The sequence below is a fragment of the Mycobacterium sp. genome (genome assembly GCF_046330795.1).
Classification (GTDB): domain Bacteria; phylum Actinomycetota; class Actinomycetes; order Mycobacteriales; family Mycobacteriaceae; genus Mycobacterium.
The window spans coordinates 601618-627872 of record NZ_JAXLSA010000001.1; the positions used below are offsets into that span (position 1 = coordinate 601618).

Below are 26255 nucleotides of genomic sequence, written 5' to 3' on the forward strand. Positions count from 1 at the left end.
GCAGAGGTGACGGAGGTTCGCATCGGTACGTCGGGCTGGACCTATCGGGACTGGGTCGGCGTTCTCTACGAACCGGGGCTTGCACAGCGGCGCTGGCTCGAGCGCTACAGCGCCGAGTTCGCGACCGTGGAACTCAACGGCAGCTTCTACCGCTGGCCCACCGAGTCGTCGTTCAACAACTGGCGGGACCGGTTGCCCGAAGGTTTCGAAATGGCCGTGAAGGCGCCACGGGGACTCACCCACGCGCGGCGTCTCGCGTCCGCTCAACCGTGGATCGAACGAATCACCGCTGGGCTGGCGGCCCTCGGCGAGCGCGCCGGTCCCCTGCTGGTACAGCTGCACCCGGCACACCAGCGTGACGATGCCCGGCTGGACGGGTTCCTGTCGGCAGTCCCGCGTCGCGTGACGGTGGCGGTGGAACTGCGCCATCCCTCCTGGGATGCGCCCGAGGTGTATTCGATCCTGGAGCGCCACGGCGCGTCATACGTCGTGATGAGCGGCGCTCGACTGCCGTGCATTCTGAGGGCGACCGCACAATCGGTATACGTCAGACTCCATGGCCCGGATCCCGACGCGCTCTATCGTGGCTCCTACGATTCGGCGGCTCTGGGCTGGTGGGCCGACCGGATCCGCGAGTGGTCGGCGGCGGGTCACGATGTGTTCGCATATTTCAACAACGACGGCCAGGGCAACGCGGTGCGCGACGCGCAGGGTTTGCGCACACGGCTGAGCAGCGATTGATCGAGGGGCATACCGCCCGGGCGGTGTTTGTGTACGCGCGACGCCGGGTATTCGCCCGCGTGTCCAACATGTCGACGACGCGCGCCGTGACCCCCGGCCGGACCGGTCGGCTCCGGGAGCCCACATGAGCGCCACCGCGGTGTTGGTGATCGACATGCTCAACGATTATCGACATCCCGATGCCGAGCAGTTGGCCGAGAGTGTGTCCACCATGATCGACCCGCTGGTCGGACTGATCGAGGAGGCCGACCGCCGCGGTCATGTCGACCTGATCTATGTCAACGACAACCGTGGCGACTTCACCGCGGACTACCGCACGATCATCAGCGATGCGCTCGACGGCGCACGGCCGGATCTGGTCGAACCCATACTGCCCCAGTCGGATTGGCTGTCCCTGCTGAAGGTTCGACACAGCGTCTTCTACGCGACGTCGCTGGATTATCTGCTTCGCCGGCTGGAGACCCGCCGCCTGGTTCTCACCGGCCAGGTCACCGAACAATGCATCCTCTACAGCGCGCTCGACGGCTATGTGCGGCACTACGAGGTCGTCGTACCGCCGGACGCCGTCGCGCACATCGACGCCGGCCTGGGCGCGGCGGCACTGGAAATGATGCGACGCAATATGAGCGCCCAACTCGAGGATGCGGCGCAATGCCTGAAATAACCGGCGGCCTCGGTGACCTGTTCAACCTGAAGATGGAGAGACGAAGATGAGCAATCCCAAGAAGGACCGCGCCGAATCCGATGTCGAGCCCGACCCGAATGTCGCCGGTTCCCGAGCGGGCCGCGACGGCGATGGCAGCTACGTCGGCCGCGCATCCGCCGACGACGACTTCGACAGCGGCGAGACCGGCGCCGAACGCCGAGCCGCCGAGGACTGAATGTCGGTCCCCGATACGAGATCTGGAGGAGCGCCATGGCCACCGTCGCGTCCACCATCGTCGATGCGCTGGGCAGTCTGGGTGTTCGGCAGGTCTGGGGGGTGGTCGGTGATGCGCTGAACCCCATCACCGAGGCAATCCGACTCGACGGCCGCGTCGAATGGGTCGGGGTCCGCCACGAGGAGGTCGCGGCCTTCGCCGCCGGCGCCCAGGCTCAACTCAGCGGCACCGTCGGAGTATGCATGGGTACGGTCGGACCCGGTTCGCTGCATCTGCTCAACGGTCTCTACGACGCCAAGAAATCGCACGCGCCCGTGTTGGCGATCTGCGGTCAGGTGCCGACCTCGGACATGGGCAGCAACTTCTTCCAGGAGGTCGACAACAACGCGGTGTTCGCCGACGTTGCGGTGTTCCACGCGACCGTCACCGCAGGAGCCCAGCTGCCGTATCTGCTCGAACAGGCCGTCAACGCGGCGTACGCCCACCGAGGGGTCGCGGTGCTGACCGTGCCCGGGGATGTCGGTGACCTCGATACCGACGGAGTGGCGACGTTCGCCCTCGACGGGAGCCGCAACGTCGCCTCGGCGCCGGATGTGGCCGCGGCCGCAACGCTGCTCAACGATGGCGGACGGGTCACGATGTTGGTGGGCTGCGGAGCGCGCGATGCGCGTGACGAGGTGCTGGACATCGCCAAAGCCCTTGCCGCACCGATGGTTCTGACCCTGAAGGCAAAAGAAGGCCTGGAGCACGACAACCCGTATCAAGTGGGCCAGAGCGGGCTGATCGGCAACCGCGCCGCCCACACGGCGCTCCACGAGGCCGACACCCTGTTCCTCGTCGGCACCGACTTCCCCTATCGCGACTGGTTGCCGAAGGGCAAGAAGGTGGTCCAGTTGGACTCCCGGCCCGAACACATCGGACGGCGGGTGTCAGTGACCCGTGGGTTGATCGGCGACGCCAAAGGCACACTGGCACAGCTCATTGCGCTGCTCGAACCCCGTGGCGACACCAAGCACCTCGACCGGCACCGGGCGGAGTACCAGGGCTGGTACGGTGCGCAGCTGCGGCTGACGGACCCGGCGCACGATCGCAAGCTCGTTGGCCGGGTGCGAAAGCATCTGGACAATCCCGACGAGCTGATCCGCCCGGAACTGGTCGCCAACATTGTCAACGACGCCGCCGCCGACGACGCCATCTTCACCACCGATACCGGGATGGCGACGGTGTGGCTGTCCCGCTTCGTCGAAATGCGCGGTACGCGAAGGCTGTTGGGTTCGTTCAACCTCGGATCGATGGCCAATGCCATGCCGCAGGCCTTGGGCGCGCAAGCGTTGGACCGCGGTCGCCAGGTGGTCGCGTTATGCGGTGACGGTGGCCTGATGATGCTGCTGGGCGATCTGCGCACTGCGGTCACCTACCGGCTGCCGGCGACGTTCGTGGTATTCAACAACAAGCGCCTGGGCATGGTGAAACTCGAGCAGGAGCAGAGCGGACTGCCGGAGTTCGGCACCGAATTGGACAACCCCGACCTGGCCGCCGTCGCCGAGGCAATGGGACTGCACGCCCAGCAGGTGACCCGGCCCGACGACGTCGCGGCAGCGATCCGGACCGCACTGGCCCACGACGGCCCAGCTCTGGTAGACGTCCACACCAACCCCGCCGAGATCTCGGTGCCGCCCAAGCCGACCATTCAGCAGGGGTGGGGATTCGCGATCGCCAAGATCAAGGAAAACCTCAACAGCCGGGAGTGACACCTGGCGCCTCAGCTGGTGGGCGGCTCCGCGGGGCGACCCGGATGCTCGGTGTGCCACTGCCGCTCGGCCTCACGGACCCTGCGATGGGTGAAAGCCAGCCAGCCGAGCCCGGCTCCGGCGACGAGCACCGCGACAACCGCGGCAATGAGCCCTGCGGTCGGATGGGCGGTCGCGAATGCCGCCAGGCTGATCACCAGCGCCAGCACCCCGATTCCGACGGCGATCAGGCCCGGGCCGTTCTGGCCGTTCTTGACCGTCTCGCCGGCGTGCTGGCGCGTTGTACGGACGTGGTCCACCGGATCGCGTGACGTGTCTGGCATGGGGTCTCCTTCGTGGATGAGCGTGTTTACTCAGCTGTACGGCTGGTACTGGGCGCGTTCGAGCACCCTCGCCAAGTGGGCGGCATTGCGTGCGGCGGCCGCTGATGCCGAAGCGACCGCTTCGGGCACCTCATCGAGGTCGTTGTAGTCGACGGATTCCATCGCGGCGCCGTTCCAGTAGGTGCTCCCCTGCGCCGGGATCGAGTAGCCGACATCGTTGAGCGCCTGGAACACGTCGGCGATCACCTTGTGCGCGCCGTCCTCGTTGCCGACGACGCTGACGATCGCCACCTTCCCGGTCATCACGGGGCGTCCGTCGGCGTCCTTGTTCGACAGTTCAGCGTCGAGCCGCTCCAGGACACGCTGTGTCACCGAGGACGGATGGCCGAGCCAAATGGGTGTGCTGAGCAACAGAATATCGGCGTCGAGCACCTTGGCCCGGATCTGTGGCCACTGATCGCCGTTGCCCATATCGGCTTCCACACCGGGAGCGATGTCGAAATCCACGCACCGGATCGTTTCGCAGTCGGCCCCTTGCGTCGTGAGAGTGTCGACAACGTGTGCCGCGATCAGGGCACTGCTCGACGGCGCTGGACTGGGTTTGAGGCTGCACACCAGGGCCAGGGCGCGCAGCGGAGCTGGACCGTCGGTCATGGGGCATTCATACCCAGCGGTGCTGCTGCCAAACCTGTCCGCATGGCGCTCGATCAGCGCCCAGCGAGAGCATCACGGGCACAGCGGTTCTCGATGCTACGAACGGATGACCGCTTCTTGCGTGTCACCAGCTCGTCACCTTCGAACGTCACGCGATCGCCCGGTCCGTTGCTGTAGAAGCTGTACGCGCCGGCATCGGCATCGGTGATCATCCGGATGCCACGCACCGTGACCCAGCGCTGTGCGACCGCATCCTCGATGACATCACCCTCGCAGATGTCGGTCGGTGGCACCATCTCAATGCTGTCCCGCAAATTCATGCGGGGATGGGTACCCGGATGCCCGGCGCCGCACACCTGCGCCGGGCATCCGGGTAAGACCGGTCAGCCGGCCATGAACTCGCTATAGGCCGACGCGAGCGCGGGAGGCAGCACCGTCACATTGCACCGTCGTTGGACATCCCCGATCGGTGCCAGGATTCCGCGGAGATCGTGGTACTCCGCCGGGTTGGCGGTGAAGTAGCCGCGGATGTTGGCCGCAGCCTGATCACGCGGCTGGCCATATGCGGCGGTGACGACCTGGTTGGCGCCCGGATGCGCGACCAGATACTGCTGGGCGGCTCCCGTCACCGTGCTGACCGTGCCCGCAAGAGCATCCGCATTGCACTGGTCGGCCGCGGCCGCCGCCGGCAGCGTTACGAGCGACGCCGCCACACCCCCGAGCACACAGCCGATGCCGACACCCAATCCGCGCGCACCAGAACCATTGAATTTCATGATCATATTTCCTTGCATCGCAATTGTTGATCCCCGCACCCGAACTCAACCGTACCGATGGCGGCGGGCCGCGGATCCGGTCGATTCCCGCGAATTTTCGAGGTGTGCGGGCGTTACTCAATATTGTGGTGATCTCGGCCTCAGGTTCGTTGAATCAACCCAGGTGGCAGAGCCTTTGGCCGTGAGCGAACTTAAGGATGCTCAGAATGCTGCCAATCTTCGCCTCGGGTGCGACCAATTCCGTTACCGAACCGAAATGACCGCAGCCCTGCCGGCCGGCGATATTTCAAGATCATTATGGTGTAGGCAGCTGCACGATGGTTACTCCTCCTCCGGAACTCAACGGAAAAGGAATCACCATGCCACGCGGACGCGGGATCTACCGGGATGAACCACGAGACAAGTTGCAACAGAGCGTCGACGCCGTGAACGCCACCGAGGACAACGAAAGTGACGGCGAGACCACGCAGGCCGCCGAGCGCGAGAACTCCGACTCACCGCGACCTGTGGAGCCACCGGACTGACCAACACCGCGTTCTAGGAGCTGGCCTTCCGCAGTGCGTCCAGCAGCGGCGGCGCGGCCTCCCGCAGGAACCGGTCCTGGTGCTCGTCGCCGACCTGGACCAGAGCGATGTCGGTGAAGCCGGCTTCCCAGTATTTGCTCACCGCAGCCACGATGGCATCCAGGTCTGGCCCACACGGAATACTCGAGGCGACATCCTCGGGCCTGACGTAGCTGCTGGCCGCGGCGAAGCCCGCCGTGGTGGGTAGGTCGGCGTTGACGGCAAAGCCGCCGCCGAACCAGCGGAACTGATCGTGGGCGCGCGCGACCGCGGCTTCGCGGTCGGGATCCCAGCAGATCGGAATCTGGCCCACGACGCGGCCGCCGCTCAGGTCCTTGCCGGAGCGTTGCGAATGCCACGACTCGACGAGTTCGGCGTCGGGCTCGACGGCGACGAGGTGGTCGCTGAGCAGTGCGAACCGCTCGACGGACCGCTGCCCGGTCATCGAAACAGCCAGGGGCACTGGAACGTCCGGCGCATCCCAGAGCCGCGCCGAGTCGACCTGGTAGAACTCGCCGCGCCAATCCACCAGATCCCCGTCGGCCAGTGCCCGGATGATGTGGATGGCCTCGGCCAGCATGTCCAACCGCGTGGGCAGGGCGGGCCAGCCCCGGCCGACCACGTGTTCGTTGAGGTTCTCGCCGGAGCCCAGGCCGAGCGTGAATCGGCCATCCGCCAGAATCTGCACCGTCGAGGCCTGCTGCGCGACGATGGCCGGGTGGTAGCGCATGGTCGGGCACGTGACGTATGAGTACAGGTCGACACGATCGGTGGCATGGGCTATGGCACCCAGCACGGCCCACGCATTGGGGGCGTGCCCCTGGGCGGCCAACCACGGCGAAAAGTGGTCACTGCACACCTCGAAATCAAAGCCGGTGGCCTCCGCCGAAATCGCGTATTCGACAAGCTCTTTGGGCCCCGACTGCTCCGTCATCAGGGTGTAGCCAAACCTCGTCATCGGACCGCTAGCTTTCGGTGTTCCACGGCGGAGCGTCGTCCATTTTCTCGTAGTACTTGGCCAGGTGACTCTTGACCCGGTCGATGTCTGCCCGCGGCAGGTCCACACCGCCGCGTGACCCCTGCATCACGGCCGCGGCCGCCATCACCGCGCGCGGAACCGCTCGCAGCCTGCCGTCGATGACATCGGCGATCAGCAGTTTGTAGGAGGTGAAGTTGTCCTTCTTCGCACTGTCGTACCAGACGTGGGCATCCCGGTACTTGCCGTTGGGTTCCTCGGTTGCCGCCGCCCATCGACGTACCCGCTTCTCGGCGGCATCACCGTCCCAAGTCCGGTCGCGGTCGGCTAGCGGCAGATCCTGGAAAGCAGTCACGGACATCGCTGAACTCCCGGCTGCTCTAGTGGTTGCGGAGTTTGGCGATGAGCTTGCTCTTCGTCAGGGACGAATAGCCGGACAAGCCAAGTTCTTTGGCGCGTTTCTTGAGCTCCGAGACGGTCCAGTCGTCGTAGGATCCGGCCTCACCGCCCTTGCGGCCGACCGACGAGGCTCCGCGCGCGGCGGCGGCATTGGAGATTCGGGCTGACTTCTCCTTCGAGTTGCCCTCCTCGCGCAGATCCCGGTACATCTTCTCGTTCTTGATCGAGGCGTTCGGCATGAGCGGATCCCTTCCTGACAACGTGGTCTGCTGTGCAGGGTGCCCCGCCTCTCGGCAGCCAAACCGGCTAGGCGGTTTTCGCGAGTCGGGCCGTTCCGGCGCCGGATCGCGCGTGCTGGCGGATCAAGGTGCGGGTCGCTTTCTCGAGCACTTCCTGTGCGGCCCCCGGCCGGCGTAGGCGGGCCGCTCGGCTGACTGCCGCTTCAATGGTTCGGCCGTCCTCGTAGGCAGCCACCACGCGCGGGTCGACGTAGGAGCCGCGTGCCACCGCCGGGGTATTGCCGAGAGCCTCGGCGACGGTCTTCATGACGGCCGCCGTGGCCTTCTTGGCCGCGCGGTGGGATAGCGCCGGATCGGCCACGGCGAACGCCTCGGCAGCGAGGACGGTTCCGTGCCAGGTGCGCAGATCCTTGATGCTGTAGTCCGCGCCGACGAGTTCCTTGAACCGAGCGTTGATGTCGTCCGACCGGATTTCCGCAATCCCGGATTCACTGCGGCACACGAGAAGTCGTTCTCCTCGCTCATCCCGGCGCATGAGGGCCCGTACGGCCCGTGTCACCTCGGGGTTCTCGATCTCGAGTGTGCGTCGCACTCCGCTCTTGGCCGGGTAGTCGAACAGCACCGAACTGTCGCGGACCGTCACGTGTTCGCAGAGCAATGTGGCGAGACCGTAGGATTCGTGCTCCTCGGCGTACTGCTCGCCACCGGCGCGGAAGTATCCGAGATCGAGCAGGTGCAGTGCGAGTGCGACGACGCGGTCGCGGGCCAGCCCACGCCCGGCGAGGTCCGCCGCGATGCGAGCGCGCCACTGCGGCAGTTCCGTCGACATGTCCAGCACCCGGTCGAACTTCGCCTCCGCGCGCTCGTCCTGCCAGGCCTGGTGGTACAGGTACTGACGCCGACCCGCCGTGTCGGTGCCCACTGCCTGGATGTGCCCGTTGGCATGCGGGCTGATCCACACTTTCCGCCATGCCGGAGGGATCACCAGGTCCTTGATCCGGGCGAGCGTCTGCGGATCCTTCACCGGATTGCCTTCGGCGTCGTAATAGGACATCCGCTCACCGCGGCGCCGCCGTGTGATGCCGGGCCCCGTGAGCACGCTGCGACGCAATCGCATCGAGATCCTCCTTTCGGCTGAACCGGTATTACCCGAGACTTGCCCAGCTCACACCGTTGGGCGACACGTTCCGGGCGTGGTCCGAGCCGCGGTCGACAGAGCGGGCGCGCACGGATACCGCCCCGTGACAGACGAAGCGCCGGTATGACGCCGCCACACAGCGTGGCGAGGAGTGCGCCGTATTGCGGAAGCTATCGCGCTGACCCACCGGGATGCGACAATCCAGACGTGGATGTCGACCATCCCGAAGATGACCAGAACTGGGACCTCCGGCAGCGGCATGAGACCGAAACCGAACGGCTGGACCGGAACTGGTCGAGTCTGTTGCAGGAGTTGCGAGTGGTGCAGACCGGTGTGCAACTTCTGACCGGCTTCCTGCTGACACTCCCGTTTCAACAGCGGTTCGACGTCCTCAGCCACGGCATGCAAGGGGTATACCTGGGAACCGTTGCCACGTCTGTCGCCTCGACGGTACTGCTGATCGCCCCGGTGGGTATGCACCGGCTGCTGTTCCGCCGGCACCGCCTGGTCGTGCTGGTCTCCGCAGCGCATCGCTGCGCCTATGCCGGGCTGCTTCTTCTCGGCTTCGCGCTTGCCGGCGTCACCACCATCATCTTTGACGCGGTCGTCGGTCGTGTCCCAGCTCTCATTGCGGGCGCTTGTGCCCTGGTCCTGTTCACGCTGGGTTGGCTCGTCGTACCGCTGATGATGCGGCGTGGCGAACTGCAGCCGCCTGCGCCGTGATTGCTGTGCCGCGGTCCTGCTGCGGTTTCGTTTGATCGGGCCTCCCATAATTCGAACTATTTGTTTGCGGGCACGGCGGGTTGGTTATCCGACTCCCCGGGGGGAGGGAAAGCCGTCCCCGTCGCCACGTCGGCGGGGACGGTTCCCCTGCTCCCAACCAGCCTCGAGCTTCCCGCGTCGGTCGGCGCCGAAGTCGAGGGATGCGGTGCTGCTGAATCGGCTGTGACACAACGGGATCGGAAGCATTCCGGAGGGCGCTTCGCGGCCGCCGTCAACGAACCACGCGAATGCGCTCCAAGGATGGATCGGCCGGATCCGGCAACGTCATCCCGGCCTGCACGCCGCTGCGCAGATAATCCAGCACCGCGTTGTTGAGGCGCTCACCCGGAACCACCACCGGAATCCCCGGCGGATACGGCGTGATCTGTTCGGCGGCAACGCGGCCCGCGGCGCCGCGACTCGGAATCATTTCCGTGTTGCCGAAAAACGCGTCCCTGGGCGGTATTTCGGTGGCGAGCTGGAGCTCGCTGGGCGACGGTAGATCCAGTTGCGGCGGTGCGGGCAGCCCGTCGGCGGCAGCACGCCACGAATCGACCGCATGCACCAGGCGTTCCAGGGTTGATTCGTCGTCGGCGAAGGACAAGGTCGCCAGGATCCGGCGGTGATCACTCATGCCGACATCCACGGCGCAGTGTTGCCGAAGCCAGTCGGCGGCCTGGTACCCCGATCTTCCTGTGGCGGAAACGTCGATCAGCACCTGTAGACGGTCCAGATCGTGAGAGGCCTGCGCGCCGAGCAGTTCGCGTTCGAGAACCCGGATGCCATCGATGTCGGCCAATCGGCACCGCACCTCGGATGCCCGCTGCAGGGCGGTGCCGAGCAATTCAGAGCCGTGCTGGACCATCTGCCGTCGCCAGCCGTCGAGGGCTGCGTACACCATGACATTCGGGCTCGTCGTCATCAGAAGGTCAGCGCATGCTGACAGCCGATCGCGGTCGATCAGATCCCCTTGCACGTGGAAAACCGAACCCTGCTCAAAACCAGCGCCCATCTTGTGGACGCTGACGACACAGACATCGGCCCCGGCGTCCATGGCCCAGGTCGGAAGATCGTCGTGGAACGGCAGATGCGCCCCCCACGCCTCGTCGACGATGAGCGGTTTGCCGCGCTCATGGCACACATCGACGATGGCTTCCAGGTCCGCGCAGGTGCCGTACGGACTCGGGCTGACCACCAGGGCGCCGGCGGCGTCCGGATGGGCCTCCCATGCATCGCGAACCTGGTCCGGCGACGGCGGGTGCGACAAGTGGTGTGCCGGGTCCCAACGCGGGGTTATCCAATGCGGCAGCACACCGGAGAAAATGAGGCCCGCCACAACGGATTTGTGGCTGTCCCGGCCGAGCAGCAGGCCGCCGCCCGCACCTCCGGCCACTGCCATCATCGCGGCCTTCACCGACAGCGAGCTTCCACACGTCGAGAAGAATGCGTACTCCGCGCCCACCGCGTCAGCCATCAACGCTTCGGCGCGCGACAAGTAGCCGCCGCTCGTGCGACGGTCGTCCAGACCCCCCGATGCGAGAAGGTCGTCGTGGAACGGTTGCTCACCGAGCACCGCCAGCACCCGGGGGTCCGTTCCCCGGCCCTGCCGATGGCCGGGCGGGGTGTAGCCGTATCGGTCGGCCCTGCGGTAGTCGGCGACCGCGTCCAGCAGCGGGGCCTCGTATTGATCCACGGGCCAGAGATACCCGGGGCCGGCCAGACGCAATCGCCGCCAGGATCGCAGTGGCTCGGGCGACGGCGACGTAACCCGATTTCGGTTTCCCACCGTCGTTATTCGGCAAATATAGGGGTGTGCAGACGAAGCCGGCGCCTCCTGGAGCTCGGACCGGCGCCAGCAGGCGCCGGATCGTGCGTGTGACATCGGCGGCCGCGGTCCTGCTCGCCACGTTGTTCTTCATCCTGACCAGTTGCCCGGCCAATCGCGACGGTATGCCGGGGCAACTCGCCTCGGCCAAGGATGAAGCACAGTCGGCGGCGCGCTCGGCCGCGCTGGCTCTACAGCTGTGGACGGATCACCGCTCGACGCGGCAACTGGCCAGCGTGCAACTAGCCGACGCTCGCGACGAAGTGGTGAAGGCCCACCAGGGCATCGCGGTGCTCGCCGCACACGACCCCGTCGATGTGCAGCGCCAGGCCCTACTCGCACAGACGATGACCGAGCTCATCAACGACCTCAATGCCGCCGCGGCGCTGCGCGCGCTGCCCGGTCAACCCGACCCGCGTCAGGTGCGCCAACACCTCCTCGACGTCAGCGCCGCACTCGAGAGTGAATACCGCTGATGAAGAGGATATTTGGCGTCGCACTGGGCATCCTCACCGCGATCGGCGGTTTCCTGGACATCGGCGACCTGGTGACCAACGCCGTGGTCGGCTCCCGATTCGGGATGGGCTTGGCGTGGGTCATTCCCGTTGGTGTGGTGGGGATCTGCCTGTATGCCGAGATGGCCGGCCGAGTGGCCGCGGTCAGCGGCCGGGCCACCTTCGAGATCATCCGGGAGAGGCTCGGACCGCGGATGGCCGCCGCCAACCTGTCGGCATCGTTCCTCATCAATCTGATGACCGTGACCGCCGAACTGGGCGGTATCGCACTAGCCCTGCAGTTGGCCACCGATGTGGGTCCGCTGTCCTGGATTCCAGTCGCCGCGTTCGCGGTGTGGGTGGTGATCTGGCGGGTGCGCTTCAAGATCATGGAGAACGTCACCGGATTGCTGGGGCTGTGCCTGATCGTCTTCGCCGTCAGCGTCTTCGCGCTGCGACCCGATTGGCACGAACTCACCCATCAGGTTCTCGCGCCGGTGATTCCGGAGACCGAGTCCGCGGCGACCTACTGGTACTACGCAATCGCGTTGTTCGGTGCGGCCATGACCCCGTATGAGGTGTTCTTCTTCTCCTCCGGCGCCGTGGAAGAACAGTGGACGGTGCAGGATCTGGGCACCTCGCGCCTCAACGTGTTGGTGGGATTCCCCCTCGGCGGGCTACTCTCGCTGGCCATTGCGGCCTGCGCCACGGTGGTCCTGATGCCCGCACAGATCGAGGTGACCTCGCTGTCGCAGATCGCCATGCCCGTGATCGCCGCCGGCGGCAAGCTGGCACTGGCATTCGTGATCATCGGCATCGTCGCAGCGACCTTCGGCGCCGCCCTGGAGACCACCCTCTCCTCGGGTTACACACTGGCGCAGTTCTTCGGCTGGGCGTGGGGAAAGTTCCGTCGGCCCGCCCAGGCGGCACGGTTCCACACCGTCATGCTGGTCGTCGTGGTGGCCTGCGCGGCGGTGTTGTTCACCGGGATCGACCCCATCCTGGTGACCGAGTATTCGGTGGTCTTCTCGGCCATCGCATTGCCGTTGACGTACCTGCCGATCCTGATCGTGGCCAACGATCCGGGTTACATGGGCGAGCACGTCAACGGGTCGGCGATCAACGCCGCAGCCACCGTATATCTGGTGGTCATCCTGGCGGCATCCCTGGCCGCCATTCCTCTGATGATTGTCACGGGAGCTGGTCAATGACACTGTCCGACAACGCGTTCCCTGACGCGCCGCGTCCGCCCGGCACCCTGCTGGACGCCCGGCTGCACCTGCTCGACCGGCAGCTGCTCGACTCCGGCGGCGAACCGGTCGGCATCGTCGATGACCTCGAGATCGAAGGGGTCGACTCCGACGACGGGCCCGCTCGGGTCAGCGCGCTGCTCACCGGGCAGGTACTCATCACCCGCATCTTCGGGGGCCAGCCGCCCCGATCGAGATTGCAACCCCTGGCCTGGGCGACCGTCCGCAAGGTCGGTATCGTCGTCGAACTCTCCTCCGACGCAGACGAACTCGACAGCCTGTGGGTCGAACACTGGTTGCGCGACCGCATCATCACCCGAATCCCAGGGGGCCGCGGTGCAGCTCAGTGAACTCCTGGGAATGGCCGTCCATGACACCGATGGCCGCCGACTGGGCACGGTGATCGACATTCGACTGGCCATCGCCGGCGACCTGACGGATCATCCGGGCCGACCGGAACTCTTTGGTGTCGTGGTCAGCCCACGGACCCGATCATCGTTCCTGGGTTATGAGCGTTCGGTTGCGCAGCGACCATTTCTTCTGGCGAACGTGCTCCGATGGCATCACCGCGGAACCTTTCTGGCGCTCTGGCGCGATGTCGCGGGCATCGAGGCTTCGGGGGTGTCCGTGCGGGCCGGCGCGACGAGGTATTCGCCCGTACTGCGTGACGATGATTGAGCCAGGATCGAAGGATGCCGGCATCTCGTGTACGTGTCGGTATTCGGTGCCGACCGGGCCGAGTTCATCCCGCACTACAAGGTCGAACAGGCGCTGCTGGCGTCGTCGGTGACGACCACGCTCCTTCGGTGCAGTTGCTTCACGCAGACGGGTGGCGGCCCGAGGCCGCGGCGGCTCGTGCACTGTTCGAGATCGGGGCCGGATCGAGTTCGACGCTGCCCGAACATCGAAGTAGGTCCGGCCAACCTGCAGGCCGGACCTACTTCGATGGCGGGTCACTGCTCGGATTTCTCCCGCGCCTCATTGGCGTCTGCGGCCGCGCGGGCACCCTCGGCCTGCGCCTCCTTCTCGGCTGCCTCCCGCTGCGAATCGGCCTTGTCCTGCTGCGCCTCGCCCTCGCGGCGCAGGTCATCGCGTCCGGTCACCGCGCCGGCGGCTTCCTTGACCTTGCCCTTCGCGCCCTCGACCACACCTGCGAGACCTTCACCAGCTCCACTCTTGTCCGACATTGCAGACCATTCCCTTCTTTCTGGGATTGAATTTCCGTTGCGCGAGCCCAAAATTGGAAGCAGCGCTTCTTTCAACCCGCGCTCTGCAGCCGTTCCCGGCCTTTCGGGCACCCAAACCCCCGCGCTGGCGCGGATTCGTCACAGGCCAACTCTCATGCAACCGGGTCCAGCTGCTGAGCCTCAGCAGCTCGGCGGTCGTCCGTTGCCGAGGTATGGCAGTCCACTCTCGATTACCTGAGTGGCCGCCAGTACATTTCGCGTATAGATGACCACGGCGTCGGCGCAGTCGGACATAGGTAGGGCGCGAAGATCGCCAAAATACCACTTGCCAAACGGATTCCATGACAGACCTCGATGGCGCGGGGTGGGCCCGCAATGCGGGCCCACCCCTATTCATCAAACCAGTGAGCGGTCAGTCCCAATCAGTAACGGCATCTCGGTAGACGGATCTTGCCGGTGGCCGCGCAGGCGGCCGCCCGCGAACTGGGTCGCGAGTGTGGTTGGTCCTCAGCTGCGCTGCCGTGGGCGGAGAAGCCGGATGGCGTCATCGACCTCGGCCCGCAACGGCAGGGGCGAAATCGTCGGGGCGAGTTCGAGGACGCGCCCCACCCGCGGCCCGGCGACCACCGCCCACGCAACATCCTTTGCGAGGTACCGGTCATGCAGTCGATCGAGCATGCGGATCCCCGCCACACTGCAGAAGCGCAACTGGCTCAGATCAACGACGATCTTCTCGTGACACCGCGGGAGCCTGGCCAGCTGCGACCCGAACCGGTCGGCATTGAAGGCATCGACTTCTCCGTAGGCGCGAAGGACCACGATGCCCTGATTCCGCAGAATTACCAACCGCAGGCCTGTGGGGTCGGCAGATATTGAGTCGTTGCACGCACGTGGTGTGCGGACGCGGAGTGAAGTCGACATGACGAGTCCTTCCACAACGGATTGCGGGACCCACCGGAATGGTGCTACAGCCGGGGATCCAGGCTGCATGCTCAACCCATTCAAACCGTAGCTCAGCTGTGTTGCACGTCAAGCCGCGCCTTGTTGACCGAACTGTAAATTTTCTACCGAATACGTTGTGCCCCAAACGCATTTCTTCATTACAGGCTTTCGGGGCGGAATATGCCTTTCGCATATTGGATAGCCAATGCCGTGGCACGACCAACCGCCGATAGCCTGCCATGCCCATCCCGAAAGGCTGCTCCGAGGGCCGATATCGGCGGTCTGGGCCTGGTCTTTGCTACGGATTTCGTGGTCGCGCCGCCCATTGCCCCCGACATGGGCAGCGTTCCCCCCGTCAGCCGGAGATCAGCCGCCGAACGCCGTCATCCTGAGCCCGCCAGGTGGCATGGCCGTCGTCGGCGACCTATGGTCGAAGGTGAACTGGGCCGTTTCGGTAGGCCAGGCATGGGACAAGGCGTTCGGGTCAGATGCTTGTCGACCCGGTTCGGACCGGAAGCGCTGTGGTGACCAGAGAAGTAATGCTGGATACGCACGATCTCGGCGAGGCCGAGTCGGTGTTGAAAACAAACCTGGCTGCAATCCGGATTTGCCCCTCCTCCGATACGGACGTCACGTCGATGCGCATCGCGCGTGCGTCGGTCGGGAACCTCAGTCTGGATGCGACCGAATGTGGCTTCGACTTCGAGTACGAAGCGCAAGACCTGGACCGCCTCGTGTTGTGCCGGGTGCTCTCCGGCGGCCTGGAGAGCGGCATTTCGGACCGGACACCACCGACGACACTCGAGCCGGGCCAGGTGGGCGCATTCGGGATCAGTGACCGACCGCGCCGTCGTGGCCGGGTCCAGCGTGGCAGGTATGAACAGTTGCTCCTGGATCGCCGGCTCCTCGGCGCCGTCGCGTGCGGAGCGCCGCGCTCGGCCGGGTTGGTGGAGCTGACCGCATCGGTACCGATCTCGGACGCCGCCAATCGCCAGCTCTTCGATTTGTTCGCCCACATCGGTCAGGCCACGGAACTTCGCTCGCAGGGCATTGGAAATCAATTGCTGTCCAACGCATTAGAGCAGTATGTGGCAACCGTATTGCTGTCGACCATCCCGAACACCGCGCTGCTGGAACCGGATGCCACGGACCGGCGTGACAGCACGCCCACCCTGCTCCGCCGCGCCATGGCCTTCATCGACGACAATGCGCACCGCGAGATCACGCTCAGCGACATCGCCGGCTCGGTCTATGTGACTCCGCGCGCGTTGCAGTACATGTTCCGCAAGCACCGCGACTGCACACCGACCGAATACCTGCGTTTGGTGCGGCTACATCATGCACATGTCGACCTCGCCGCCGGTACGCGCGCCGACACGACGGTCACCACGATCGCCCACCGATGGGGGTTCGCGCATGTCGGCAGGTTCGCGGTCTACTACCGACAGCACTACGGTCAGAGCCCGCATGTGACGCTCCGGGCCTAGGAGCCGCCGCCGGCGACGTCCAAAAAGCGAAACCCAGCCATCCGCACCGCGAGGAGGCGATGGCTCGTTGATACTTTCGACGCCCGTGCGAGGCCGTCGTCGTGGTGGATGGAGGAAGAGCCGTGCCCTTCGAAGCACTTGACCCTGCTGCCCAACCATCCACCGAATGGCGACGGCTGCTCTCGGTGCTCAACACGGTGAACGGCCTGCAGCGCGGGGCCGGAGCGGACTTCGACGAGGCGCTCGGCGAGATCAACCTGGCCAGCGTGCATTCCGTCCCGGGAGCCGACTACGTCGGGATCACGTGGGTCAGCGCCGACGGCGACGTCAGCACCCTCGGCGCCAACGACCCGGTCCCCCGGACACTCGACGACATCCAGCAGGAGTTCCGGGAAGGCCCGTGCCTGTCCGCCGCCTGGAACCAGCACACCATCCGCATCGACGATCTGACGACCGAGGACCGGTGGCCGGAGTACCGCGCCGCAGCCCTGGCCCGCACCCCGGTGCGCGCGGTCATCTCCTACCGGCTGTTCGCCGAGGGTCGGAGCATGGCCGCACTGAACTTCTACGCCCGGACGGAGCGGGCGTTCGACGACGAATCGATCGAGATCGGCCTGGTGTTCGCGGCCCACACCACCGTGGCCTGGAACCTGATGCGCCGTGAGAAACAGTTCCAAAGTGCCCTGGCCAGCCGCGACGTGATCGGCCAGGCCAAGGGAATCCTCATGGAGCGATTCGACATCGACGCGGTCGCGGCCTTCGAGCTGCTGCGGCGTGCGTCTCAGGAGGCCAATGTGAAGCTGGTCGAAATAGCTCAGCGGCTGGTTGCCTCCCGGGAGGATCCGGCCCGCTGAGCCGGTTGGCCGGCTCCAAATGGGGTAGCCGAGTAGACGCGCTCACCATTGCGCGCAGCGCCTGCTACGACGCCAAGGCGGTGGAGTCGGTGCCACCCGAACTGGTCGCCCGATACTTCGAACCGGTCAACAGCCGCTATGTGTTCCACAAAGATCTCCGCCGGGCAGTCATCTTCGGCCGCAACGACCTGGTCAAGGACGCTCCGATCTCACGCGTCGACCTTCTGGTCTGTCGGAACACACTGATGTATCTCAACGCCGAGACACAGCGTAATGTCCTGGGCCGCTTGCACTTCGCGCTCGCTCCGCAGGGAACACTGTTCCTGGGCCATGCCGAGATGCTGCTGAGCCACAGCGACCGCTTCACCCCGGTGAGCCTCAAGAACCGGATCTTTCGCAAGGCCATCGGGTCACACTCCGGATATGACCATTTCGAGGCCGCCGCGGTGATGTTCGAACGGCAGGGCGAACTCACCTCCCTGACCCATGTGCGGGAGCTCGCGTTTCGCGCCAGCCCGGTCGCGCAGATCGTGGTCACCGGAGACGACACCGTCGCGATGATCAACCAGCAGGCCGAGATCGCGTTCGGACTGTCCGCCCGAGACATCGGGCGGCTGCTGCGGGATCTGGAGGTCTCCTACCGCCCGGTCGAGCTGAGGGCCTACATCGAGCAGGCCAAGGTGGAGCGCCGCTCGGCACGGATCCAGGATGTGACGTTCCAGCGCCCCGGCGTGGACACCGTCTGGTTCGAGATCCACGTCAATCCCCTTGTCGACTCCGACAACGGCCTGGCCGGAGTCTCGATCGTGTTCTTCGACGTCTCTGCCACCCGCGCCCTGCTGGAAAAGGTGGTGCAGACCAACAGACAGCTCGAGACTGCGTACGAGGAGTTGCAGTCCACCAACGAAGAACTCGAGACCACCAACGAAGAGCTGCAGTCCACCGTCGAAGAACTCGAGACCACCAACGAAGAGCTGCAGTCCACCAACGAAGAACTCGAGACGATGAACGAGGAGCTGCAGTCCACCAACGACGAACTGCACACCATCAACGACACGCTGCGCGAACGCAGCGTCGAACTCGACGAGGCCAAGACGTTCATCACCTCGCTGATCGACTCGGTGCACATGGGCATGGTTGTCGTCGACCGCGACATGCGGGTGGTGGTGTGGAACCGTGGCAGCGAACAACTGTGGGGACTACGTGCGGAAGAAGCCAACGGCAATGTCCTCAGCGCCCTGGACATCGGGCTGCCGATGGACGAGGTACTACCACTGATCGGTAACGCCTTCGTCGATCCGGGCGGTTCCGGGGAGGCGACCGTCGACGCCGTGAATCGCCGCGGGCGCCAGACCCGTGTTCGGATCACCTGCTCGTCCTTCCGCTCCGCCGAGGCATCGGCCGGTGGGGCGCTCCTGCTCATGGAGGTCCTGGATCCAGGCGGCTGAGACGCGAAGTGACCGGTCCAGAAAGCGAAGTGATCTGGCCGGCTCGTTTCTTCCTTCTCGTGCCCCGGGTAAGCACTTCGATGTTCACCCGACCTTCAGGACACGTGATGAAGATCGCCATCGTGGCAGGCCCGGACGGACGCGCGTCGCGAACGGGTGAACCGCTCGGCGACGCGCAGTACGGTCGGCAGCTCGCGGCGGCGCTGAGCCGACGGGGCCACCAGGTCGTGCTGTATCGGCGGCACGAGGGCCGGCAGCTCGAGTCCGACGGCTACGGGTCCTACCCGGTCGTGTCGCTGCGCGCAGGGCCGGCGCGAGTCCTCGCCGAACGCGAGACCTTTCCGTTCATCGGGGATTTCGCGGCTGAGCTGGCTTGCGCTTGGCGCGTATGCCGACCCGATGTCGTCCACGCGCACTCGTGGCCCACCGGGCTTGCCGCTGCGGTGGCAGCTGACGGCGAGAGCCTGCCAACCGTGCAGTCCTTCCATGCGCGAGCCGACATGACCGATGATCACTCGCCCGACACGCGGCTGACCACTGCGCTGGCCAGGAATGTCACGTGGTTGCTCGCCGGGTCGCACGAGGAAGAGGCAACGCTGATCCGAGTACGAAATGGCCGGGACCGCATCACCGTGGTGCCGCCGGGCATCGACACCCGCCAATTCCGGCCTTCGCCCGTTGGGCACGAAAGTCGAACCGACTGCACGATTGTCGGCGTGGCCTCCTCGCGGTTCGGCGATCACGGCTTCGACGACGTGGTCAGGTTGTTGCCGAGACTTCCTCGGACCACCTTTGTCGCAGCCATGACGCCGGCACACGACCGCATGGTGCGGGCCGCGATGGGTCTAGCGGCATCTCTGGGTGTGGCCCACAGAGTGCGTTTCGAGAATGCACCCACCACCGCTGCGCTGGCCGCCGTCCTGCGCTCGGCGGACATCGTCACGTGCACGACAAGTTCGGCAAGCACCGAATCCGGCGCTCTGCTCGCAATGGCATGCGGCATTCCCGTCGTCGCGTGCGCGGCCGGCGCGCTGGCGGACCTCATCGTCCACGATGTCACGGGGATTCTCATCTCCCCACACCGTCCCGACGAACTCCTGCGCACCCTGAAATCCCTTATCGCTCAATCATTCCGGCGGCAGGGCATGGGTTCGGCAGCCCGAGCCAGGGCGTGTTCGCGCTACACGTGGGACCAGATCTCGCACGAGACGGAACTGGTCTACCAGCGAGTAGGACAGATACCGGTGTTGCCACAACATTTGGCCGGCTGACGCGACTCGACTTCCGGGGCTCAGGCGCCCAGCCGGGCGGCCGAGCCGGGCTGGGACCATCTCCGACAGGTCCTGGCCAACCACGCACCGGGACGTTGAAACACCGAGCCAAGAGTATTCGGGCGAAAGCCGGTTCACGCCTCATGTCCCGGCCGCAGATCGCGGACGTCGCACAAGGACACCCAGCGCCCGGCCTCCCGCGGACCGGTGCCGTCAACAGGCTCCAACAGGTGACCGACGTGGTCGCCGAAGGGAATCCGGTCGATCGTGCGGCCCAGGAACCAGGCGGCGGCGTCATCGAGTATGGGCACGCCGTGGGGACCTTGATGCCAGTAACACCGGGTGAACTTGTCGACGCGATCCCCCGTCTGGCCGCCGAACAATTCCACGACCTCCATCGACTGCTTCTCGAACACATGAACCGCCAGGAAGGAGGACTGGGTCGCGACCCGAAACGTCTTGTTGCGCTTCGAGAGTCCCACGAGGAATCGGGGAGGCTCGATGCTCACCTGGCTCGCGAATCCGACCAGACAGCCCGCCCGCCGGTCCCCTACCGCCGTCGTCACCACGAACATGGGGGTATCCAGCGACGCAACCAATTCTTCGAAGGCATCCGCAGCCGAATCCACCACGGGTCCCGTATGCCCCCTCCCGTGCGACCGCAATCCCCGCTGCCGTTTAGCGGGCCGGGACGCGGGTAGACAGGCGGTCACAATTCGTGGGAAGGGAATGGAATGAAGGCTGTCACCTGGCATGGCAAGAGGGATGTACGGGTGGAGAACGTGCCCGATCCCAGGATCGAAGAACCGACCGATGCGATCATCGAGATCACCTCGACCAACATCTGTGGCTCGGATCTGCACCTCTACGAGGTGCTGGGCGCATTCATGACGCCCGGTGACATCCTCGGCCACGAGCCGATGGGGATCGTCCGCGAAGTCGGCCCCGGCGTACCGAACCTGGCGGTCGGCGATCGCGTCGTCATCCCATTCCAGATCTCATGCGGCAGTTGCTACATGTGCGACCGGCAGCTGTTCACCCAATGTGAAACGACCCAGGTGCGCAGCCATGGTACGGGCGCCGAGTTGTTCGGCTACTCCGAGCTCTACGGATCGGTGCCCGGTGGGCAGGCCGAGTTGCTGCGGGTGCCGCAGGCGCACTTCACTCACATCAAAGTGCCACTGGGAACCCCGGATTCACGGTATGTCTACCTGTCCGACGTGCTGCCGACCGCCTGGCAGGCCGTCGCCTACGCGGATATCCCGGCCGGCGGTTCGGTGACCGTACTGGGACTGGGTCCCATCGGCGATATGTCCGCGCGTATCGCCAGCCATCTCGGCCACCGCGTCATCGCCGTCGACCGCGTGCCGGAACGACTCGCGCGGGCCGAGGCGCGCGGGATTGCCGTCGTCGATCTTGCCGACGCCGAGGGCAAGCTCGGCGATCTCATCCGGGACATGACCGACGGCCGCGGCACCGACTCGGTGATCGATGCGGTCGGGATGGAAGCGCACGGATCTCCGATCGCCAAAGCCGCACAACGGTTCACGGGACTGCTGCCGGATGCGCTGGCCAAGCCGATGATGCAGAAGGCAGGCCTCGACCGGCTGGACGCGCTGTACTCGGCCATCGACATCGTGCGCCGCGGCGGCACCATTTCGCTGATCGGCGTGTACGGGGGCGCGGCCGACCCGTTGCCCATGCTGACGCTGTTCGACAAGCAGATTCAGCTGCGAATGGGCCAGGCCAACGTCAAGAAGTGGGTCGACGACATCATGCCGTTGCTCACCGACGAGGACCCGCTGGGGGTGGACACCTTTGCCACGCACAGGTTGCCGCTCGACCAGGCGCCGCACGCCTACGAGATCTTCCAGAAGAAGGAGGACGGCGCGGTGAAGGTGATCCTCGAGCCGTGAGCCGAGCGACGGCACGGTTGATCTGGGCTGGTTGAAGCCCTCCCAAGATGGGCATAGATGAAGTCACACTCTTGGCTCGCTATCGATCCGACGGCAGCGGCGCTGACCGGAGGAGGACACCGATGACGACGGCAATGACGAAGGCCGCAGCGATGGTCGAGCACGCCCACACCGCAGATGCGCTGGCCGGCGTTTATGCCCCACAGCATGATTCGCGTCTGCTCATCGCGACCATGCGGAAGCTGGCACCCGCTCGGGGCTTGTCGGTCGCCGACCTGTGCACCGGCTCGGGGGCGGTGGCACTGGCCGCCGCCGCCGACGGTGCCGACAGGGTGGATGCGTTCGAACTGTGCCCTGTCGCCGCGGCGTATGCCCGGGCCAATTCCGACGAAGCCGGCGTCGCCGTGGACGTTCATCACAGCTCCTGGGTGCGAGCGGTGGCAACGGGTCCCTACCACCTGGTCACGTGCAACCCGCCCTATGTGCCCACGCCGGTCGAGGATGACGAGACGCCCGAGGTGCCTGCGGTATCGGTCAACGGTGGCCATGACGGCCGACTGGTAATCGACCCGCTGTGTGTCGCAGCGCCGGCGCTGCTATACCGCGGCGGTACCCTTCTGCTGGTGCAATCGGAGTTCGCTGACGTCAATCGCACGTTGAAGGCTCTGCAGCAGAACGGATTACAGGCTTCAGTGGTCGCACGACAGTGAATCCCGTTCGGTCCGGTGCTGCGCCGCCGCGCCCAGTGGTTGGAAGAGGTAGGCCTCCTGCGGCCGGGTCGGCGCACCGAAACCCTGGCCGTCGTCGCGGCCCGCAAGCCATGACCGGCGAACGGCGATCCGTCAGGATCACCACCTCCGGTCCGGTTCTCGTCGAAGGGCCGATCCGGATCCATCTCCCCGACGGCACCAGCGTGGACTCCGACCGCTTCATGGTGGCCGTCTGCTGCTGTCGTCGCAGCAAGACCTATCCACTGTGTGACACGAGCCATCGCCGTCGCAAAACTCAGGACAAGGTGCGCAGCAGCGAGGATTGACCGTTGCGCCAGGCTTCCAGGATGGCCGCGGCCAACCGGTCCTCGGCGACGCCGAACGCACGCATTCCGAACACCACGTCCGACGCCAGGTCGGGCTCCAGCTCGAGCAAGGCACCGACCACGTCGTTGCGCACCACCTGTTCGTGCACTGCATCGGCCTCGACATGCTCGGCGTAGAACGCCATGCACGGCTGCGGCGCCCGCAACCGCTGCAGCGCCTGTACCAGGCGCCGCGAGCCCGGCGGCGAGGTGATCTCGGTGGCCGCAAAGTGGCCCACCGTCGCACCCCGCAACTCGCGGTGCAGGCCGAACAGCGACATCAGATTCACCGCCGCCAGCGCCTCGGCTCCCACATGATCCAGATATCCCAGGTACGCATCGTCCAGCCCGGCCGCCGCGAGCAGGTCGGCGAACAACTCCTGATGCACGTTGCCCCCCCGCCCGGCACCGAACTCGTCGAACTCCACGGCCACGAACGACGCCTTCGCCTGACCGACCAGCCGCGGGATCACCCACGCGTGCGGATCGGCCTCCTTGAGGTGGTACAGCGAGCGGTGCACGAAATACTCGCGCATCTGCTCCCAGTCACCGTCATCGCGGAGGAACCAGGACAGGCCCGTGCCCTGGAGCGGTTCGACCGACAGCGCCTCCATTTCCGCGTGTGGGTGGTCGGCCGCGGTGATCGGCCCGACCTCCCGACCGATGGCGCCGAGGAACATGTCTTCCATCCGCGCGCGCAGATGCAGCATTGCTGCATCCCACTCCCATCGCGGATCAACGCCGGCAAAACCGCGGTAATGCAACTCATAGCAGACGTAGAGCGCCAGCTGGAAGTCTGCCCCGAACGGATCCGCATCGGCCACCGGGCTCGGAATCGGCGTCAGCCCCCCGTCCGGCGCACGGGCGGCCAACAGCTCGATCACGGTGTGTGACAACGGTCCGCGCGCCAGCGGCAACGACGGCTCAATGCGGTTCCGAAGAGCGGGCGTTGGATTCGCTGGGGGGGCACCGCCATGTGAGTGGCTGTCCACGGGCTAGAGATACCCAACGTGACGTCCGTCAAACACCCCTGCAAAATGCGGTCTGAACAGCGAATTGACGGGTAACTCGCCGCCATGTCCTCGCTGTGGGCTTCTTCCCGCGTAGCCTCGAGCACGGCCAATGACCTGACGACCCTCGATGGGCGCATCGTCGATGTCGCCGTCGTCGGCGCAGGTATCACCGGCTTGACGGCCGCCGTTCTGCTGGCCCGCGCGGGCAAGTCGGTGACCGTCGTCGAAGCACGCAATGCGGGCGCCGGTGCCACCGGCAACACCACCGGCAAACTCAGTGTCCTGCAAGGGACCAAACTCGCCCGGGTACGGTCCGCTCACGACAGCGGCACCCTGCGCGCCTACGTTGAGGCCAACACCGAGGGGCGAGAGTGGCTGTTGCGGCATTGCGCCGACCGCGGCCTGGTAGTGCAGCGCCAGGACGACCACGCCTACGCACAGGACGCTGATGGTCTCGAGGCTGCCCGTGCGGTGCTGGATGCCTGCGCCGATGCAGGACTCGAGGACGCCCGCTGGGTGGACCATGCCGACGTACCGTTCCCCTTCTACGGCGGGGTCCTGCTGCCCGATCAGGCACAGATCGATCCGATGCCGGTGCTCGACAGTCTGGTCACCGAACTCCACTCACATGGCGGATCGCTGTTCCACGGTGTCCGCGCCGTCGGCGTGGGCGATTCAGGCCCGATGACCACGTTGCGGTTGCAATCAACGCACACCAACGGCCAAGAACACCAAGAGTTCTCGATGAGCGCGCGGCACGTCGTCCTCGCAACCGGAATACCGTTCCTCGACCGGGGAGGGTTCTTCGCACGGGTCAGCGCACATCGTTCGTATTGCTTGGCGTTCGAGGTACCCGGCGAGGTCACCCGGCCGACGTTCATTTCGGTCGACTCCCCCACCCGTTCGATTCGCTGGGCCCCGCACCCCGAGGGCGAGAAGCTGATCGTGGGCGGGGCGGGTCACCGCGTGGGACACGGACAACAGGCGAGCAGAACCGTCACCGAACTTGCCGAATGGGCGACCACCCATTACCCGGGTGCACAGCAGACCCACTTCTGGTCCGCTCAGGACTACTCCCCGGTCGACGAACTGCCCTACGTCGGGCCGTTGCTCCCGTTCGGCGAAAAGGTCCTGATTGCAACGGGTTTCGACAAGTGGGGACTGACCAACGGGGTGGCGGCAGCGCTGGCGCTGTCGTCCCGGATCCTGGGGGGTCAGATCACCTGGGCGGGTGCCTTGTCCAGCTGGAGTACCCACGAGCTGAAAGGCTTGCCCCGCGCGGCGAAGGCCAATGCGACCGTGGGCGTGGACATGGCCACCGGCTGGCTCGCCCCGATGGCCTGTTCGTCGACCCACCTCACCGACGGGTACGGCGTTGTCAGCGGCGCGCCGTGGCACCTGCGGGCCGACAGCGTGGTGGACGACACCTACCGGACCGTGTCACCGGTGTGCCCACACCTGGGCGGCATCGTGTCCTGGAATGACGCTGATCAGAGTTGGGAGTGCCCACTTCACGGCTCCCGCTTCGCCCCGGACGGGACCGTGCTGGAAGGCCCCGCAGTGCGCGGACTGTCGCCAACCACCCACGGCACGGTTGCGGCGGGGCTGCTGTGGACTCCGTGACCGCCGAGAAATTCGTTCCGGACACAGCCGACCTGGCCGCGTTGGCCGCGGCGGCACGGTTGTGCCGGGGTTGCGAGTTGTACCGCGACGCCACCCAGACGGTGTTCGGGGACGGCTCGCCGTCTGCGCGGCTGATGCTCGTCGGAGAGCAGCCCGGGGACCGCGAGGACACCCAGGGCGAACCTTTCGTCGGTCCCGCGGGGAAGCTGCTGGACAGCGCCCTGGCGGCGGCGCGGATCGACCGTGACGGCCTCTACGTCACCAACGCGGTCAAGCACTTCAAGTTCGTCCGGGACGACCGGGGGGTCCGCCGCATTCACAAGTCGCCCAGCCGCATCGAACGGGTGGCCTGTCGGCCCTGGTTGTGGGCCGAACTGCACGCCGTACAGCCGGCCGCCGTGCTGCTGATGGGTGCCACCGCAGCACAGTCGTTGTTGGGCAATGGTTTCCGACTCACCGCGCACCGTGGCGAGATTCTTCCGCTGCCCGGCAACGATCTGCCCACCGAACCGCAGGTGGTGGTGACGGTCCATCCGTCGGCGGTGCTGCGCGCGGGCGCCGACTCGCGCAAGGAGGCTTTCGACGGACTGGTGGCGGACCTTGCGTTCGCCGCTACGTGCGCGGACATTCCCACGCGAAGCCGCTAGACGTTTACCCGACCGGACTC

Annotated in this window: 30 protein-coding genes and 2 pseudogenes; 19 read left to right on the top strand and 13 right to left on the bottom strand. The window is 65.9% G+C overall.

The window, feature by feature from the left end; genetic code table 11:
* Window positions 1-6: 6 nt before the first annotated feature.
* From U0R18_RS02920 to U0R18_RS02935, 4 genes are all read left to right on the top strand, one after another.
* The gene (locus U0R18_RS02920; RefSeq protein ID WP_526365768.1) at window positions 7-741 is read left to right on the top strand and encodes a DUF72 domain-containing protein; all 735 of its coding nucleotides are present in this window, start codon (window positions 7-9) and stop codon (window positions 739-741) included.
* Between the two features lie 124 nt (window positions 742-865).
* Complete coding sequence (locus U0R18_RS02925; protein WP_526365770.1) at window positions 866-1405, top strand: cysteine hydrolase family protein; 540 nt, start codon at window positions 866-868, stop codon at window positions 1403-1405.
* Between the two features lie 46 nt (window positions 1406-1451).
* The gene (locus U0R18_RS02930) at window positions 1452-1622 is read left to right on the top strand and encodes a hypothetical protein (RefSeq protein ID WP_526365772.1); all 171 of its coding nucleotides are present in this window, start codon (window positions 1452-1454) and stop codon (window positions 1620-1622) included.
* Window positions 1623-1657: 35 nt separating this feature from the next.
* Window positions 1658-3373: a thiamine pyrophosphate-binding protein gene (locus U0R18_RS02935; RefSeq protein WP_526365774.1), complete on the top strand. Its 1716-nt coding sequence runs from the start codon at window positions 1658-1660 to the stop codon at window positions 3371-3373.
* Between the two features lie 11 nt (window positions 3374-3384).
* Here the strand turns inward: U0R18_RS02935 and usfY are convergent, their stop codons facing one another.
* The 4 genes from usfY to U0R18_RS02955 form a co-directional block, all read right to left on the bottom strand.
* Window positions 3385-3696 carry a protein UsfY gene (usfY, locus tag U0R18_RS02940; RefSeq protein ID WP_526365776.1) on the bottom strand — a complete coding sequence of 104 codons (312 nt, stop codon included), beginning with the start codon at window positions 3694-3696 and terminating at the stop codon, window positions 3385-3387.
* A gap of 30 nt (window positions 3697-3726) precedes the next feature.
* Entirely contained in the window at window positions 3727-4350 is a 624-nt protein-coding gene (locus U0R18_RS02945) for a flavodoxin family protein (protein WP_526365778.1), read from the bottom strand.
* Window positions 4351-4403: 53 nt separating this feature from the next.
* Window positions 4404-4670 (bottom strand): hypothetical protein, encoded by a 267-nt coding sequence (locus U0R18_RS02950; protein ID WP_526365780.1) that lies wholly within the window; start codon window positions 4668-4670, stop codon window positions 4404-4406.
* Window positions 4671-4733: 63 nt separating this feature from the next.
* Window positions 4734-5126 carry a hemophore-related protein gene (locus tag U0R18_RS02955; protein WP_526365782.1) on the bottom strand — a complete coding sequence of 131 codons (393 nt, stop codon included), beginning with the start codon at window positions 5124-5126 and terminating at the stop codon, window positions 4734-4736.
* Between the two features lie 359 nt (window positions 5127-5485).
* Between U0R18_RS02955 and U0R18_RS02960 the strand changes: the two genes are divergently transcribed.
* Complete coding sequence (locus tag U0R18_RS02960) at window positions 5486-5650, top strand: hypothetical protein (protein WP_526365784.1); 165 nt, start codon at window positions 5486-5488, stop codon at window positions 5648-5650.
* A 13-nt stretch (window positions 5651-5663) separates the two neighbouring features.
* On the opposite strand, the gene U0R18_RS02965 is transcribed toward U0R18_RS02960, so the two are convergent.
* From U0R18_RS02965 to U0R18_RS02980, 4 genes are all read right to left on the bottom strand, one after another.
* Window positions 5664-6647, bottom strand: a complete 984-nt coding sequence (locus U0R18_RS02965) for an LLM class F420-dependent oxidoreductase (protein WP_526365786.1) — start codon at window positions 6645-6647, stop codon at window positions 5664-5666.
* A 7-nt stretch (window positions 6648-6654) separates the two neighbouring features.
* Window positions 6655-7026 carry a hypothetical protein gene (locus tag U0R18_RS02970; protein ID WP_526365788.1) on the bottom strand — a complete coding sequence of 124 codons (372 nt, stop codon included), beginning with the start codon at window positions 7024-7026 and terminating at the stop codon, window positions 6655-6657.
* Between the two features lie 19 nt (window positions 7027-7045).
* Window positions 7046-7303, bottom strand: a complete 258-nt coding sequence (locus U0R18_RS02975; RefSeq protein WP_526365790.1) for a Rho termination factor N-terminal domain-containing protein — start codon at window positions 7301-7303, stop codon at window positions 7046-7048.
* Window positions 7304-7370: 67 nt separating this feature from the next.
* On the bottom strand, window positions 7371-8420 hold the full coding sequence (locus U0R18_RS02980; RefSeq protein WP_526365792.1) for a DNA topoisomerase IB: 1050 nt from the start codon (window positions 8418-8420) through the stop codon (window positions 7371-7373).
* Window positions 8421-8648: 228 nt separating this feature from the next.
* Between U0R18_RS02980 and U0R18_RS02985 the strand changes: the two genes are divergently transcribed.
* Window positions 8649-9164 (top strand): DUF6328 family protein, encoded by a 516-nt coding sequence (locus tag U0R18_RS02985; RefSeq protein WP_526365794.1) that lies wholly within the window; start codon window positions 8649-8651, stop codon window positions 9162-9164.
* 271 nt (window positions 9165-9435) lie between these two features.
* On the opposite strand, the gene U0R18_RS02990 is transcribed toward U0R18_RS02985, so the two are convergent.
* Entirely contained in the window at window positions 9436-10896 is a 1461-nt protein-coding gene (locus tag U0R18_RS02990) for an aminotransferase class I/II-fold pyridoxal phosphate-dependent enzyme (RefSeq protein ID WP_526365796.1), read from the bottom strand.
* Between the two features lie 176 nt (window positions 10897-11072).
* On the opposite strand from U0R18_RS02990, the gene U0R18_RS02995 reads away from it, so the two are divergent.
* The 4 genes from U0R18_RS02995 to U0R18_RS03010 are packed head-to-tail and all read left to right on the top strand — an operon-like array spanning window position 11073 to window position 13450.
* Entirely contained in the window at window positions 11073-11504 is a 432-nt protein-coding gene (locus tag U0R18_RS02995) for a hypothetical protein (protein WP_526365798.1), read from the top strand.
* A complete protein-coding gene (locus U0R18_RS03000) occupies window positions 11504-12733 on the top strand; it encodes an NRAMP family divalent metal transporter (protein WP_526365800.1) in 1230 nt (409 codons plus the stop codon). Before U0R18_RS02995 ends, U0R18_RS03000 begins: the two co-directional genes overlap by 1 nt.
* Window positions 12730-13122: a PRC-barrel domain-containing protein gene (locus tag U0R18_RS03005; RefSeq protein ID WP_526365802.1), complete on the top strand. Its 393-nt coding sequence runs from the start codon at window positions 12730-12732 to the stop codon at window positions 13120-13122. Before U0R18_RS03000 ends, U0R18_RS03005 begins: the two co-directional genes overlap by 4 nt.
* On the top strand, window positions 13109-13450 hold the full coding sequence (locus tag U0R18_RS03010; RefSeq protein ID WP_526365804.1) for a PRC-barrel domain-containing protein: 342 nt from the start codon (window positions 13109-13111) through the stop codon (window positions 13448-13450). The genes U0R18_RS03005 and U0R18_RS03010 overlap by 14 nt, the downstream gene beginning before the upstream one ends.
* Before the next feature lie 275 nt (window positions 13451-13725).
* Here U0R18_RS03010 and mbp1 read toward each other — a convergent pair whose 3' ends face one another.
* Both mbp1 and U0R18_RS03020 read right to left on the bottom strand, forming a co-directional pair.
* The gene (gene mbp1 / locus U0R18_RS03015; RefSeq protein ID WP_526365806.1) at window positions 13726-13959 is read right to left on the bottom strand and encodes a microaggregate-binding protein 1; all 234 of its coding nucleotides are present in this window, start codon (window positions 13957-13959) and stop codon (window positions 13726-13728) included.
* Window positions 13960-14466: 507 nt separating this feature from the next.
* Window positions 14467-14949, bottom strand: coding sequence for an STAS domain-containing protein (locus U0R18_RS03020; protein WP_526365808.1), 483 nt, complete (start codon window positions 14947-14949; stop codon window positions 14467-14469).
* A 491-nt stretch (window positions 14950-15440) separates the two neighbouring features.
* Here U0R18_RS03020 and U0R18_RS03025 point away from each other — a divergent pair, with 491 nt between their 5' ends.
* From U0R18_RS03025 to U0R18_RS03040, 4 genes and pseudogenes are all read left to right on the top strand, one after another.
* Window positions 15441-16388 carry a helix-turn-helix transcriptional regulator gene (locus tag U0R18_RS03025; protein WP_526365810.1) on the top strand — a complete coding sequence of 316 codons (948 nt, stop codon included), beginning with the start codon at window positions 15441-15443 and terminating at the stop codon, window positions 16386-16388.
* Between the two features lie 122 nt (window positions 16389-16510).
* Complete coding sequence (locus tag U0R18_RS03030; protein WP_526365812.1) at window positions 16511-17242, top strand: ANTAR domain-containing protein; 732 nt, start codon at window positions 16511-16513, stop codon at window positions 17240-17242.
* Window positions 17243-17277: 35 nt separating this feature from the next.
* Window positions 17278-18690: pseudogene (locus U0R18_RS03035) on the top strand (CheR family methyltransferase); the annotation flags it as partial.
* Window positions 18691-18797: 107 nt separating this feature from the next.
* The gene (locus U0R18_RS03040) at window positions 18798-19961 is read left to right on the top strand and encodes a glycosyltransferase (protein WP_526365814.1); all 1164 of its coding nucleotides are present in this window, start codon (window positions 18798-18800) and stop codon (window positions 19959-19961) included.
* Window positions 19962-20095: 134 nt separating this feature from the next.
* On the opposite strand, the gene U0R18_RS03045 is transcribed toward U0R18_RS03040, so the two are convergent.
* Window positions 20096-20593, bottom strand: coding sequence for a flavin reductase family protein (locus U0R18_RS03045; protein WP_526365816.1), 498 nt, complete (start codon window positions 20591-20593; stop codon window positions 20096-20098).
* Between the two features lie 102 nt (window positions 20594-20695).
* Between U0R18_RS03045 and U0R18_RS03050 the strand changes: the two genes are divergently transcribed.
* The 3 genes and pseudogenes from U0R18_RS03050 to U0R18_RS03060 all read left to right on the top strand — a co-directional run bounded on the left by U0R18_RS03050 (window position 20696) and on the right by U0R18_RS03060 (window position 22913).
* Window positions 20696-21877, top strand: coding sequence for a zinc-dependent alcohol dehydrogenase (locus U0R18_RS03050; RefSeq protein WP_526365818.1), 1182 nt, complete (start codon window positions 20696-20698; stop codon window positions 21875-21877).
* A 122-nt stretch (window positions 21878-21999) separates the two neighbouring features.
* Window positions 22000-22701, top strand: a pseudogene (locus U0R18_RS03055) (HemK2/MTQ2 family protein methyltransferase).
* On the top strand, window positions 22698-22913 hold the full coding sequence (locus tag U0R18_RS03060; protein WP_526365820.1) for a CDGSH iron-sulfur domain-containing protein: 216 nt from the start codon (window positions 22698-22700) through the stop codon (window positions 22911-22913). Before U0R18_RS03055 ends, U0R18_RS03060 begins: the two are co-directional and overlap by 4 nt.
* Here the strand turns inward: U0R18_RS03060 and U0R18_RS03065 are convergent.
* On the bottom strand, window positions 22883-23836 hold the full coding sequence (locus U0R18_RS03065) for an iron-containing redox enzyme family protein (protein ID WP_526365822.1): 954 nt from the start codon (window positions 23834-23836) through the stop codon (window positions 22883-22885). The genes U0R18_RS03060 and U0R18_RS03065 overlap by 31 nt on opposite strands.
* 192 nt (window positions 23837-24028) lie before the next feature.
* Between U0R18_RS03065 and U0R18_RS03070 the strand changes: the two genes are divergently transcribed.
* Together U0R18_RS03070 and U0R18_RS03075 are read left to right on the top strand one after the other, a co-directional pair.
* Window positions 24029-25588, top strand: coding sequence for an FAD-dependent oxidoreductase (locus tag U0R18_RS03070; RefSeq protein ID WP_526365824.1), 1560 nt, complete (start codon window positions 24029-24031; stop codon window positions 25586-25588).
* Window positions 25576-26235, top strand: a complete 660-nt coding sequence (locus U0R18_RS03075; protein WP_526365826.1) for a UdgX family uracil-DNA binding protein — start codon at window positions 25576-25578, stop codon at window positions 26233-26235. The genes U0R18_RS03070 and U0R18_RS03075 overlap by 13 nt, the downstream gene beginning before the upstream one ends.
* The last annotated feature ends 20 nt before the right edge of the window (window positions 26236-26255 follow it).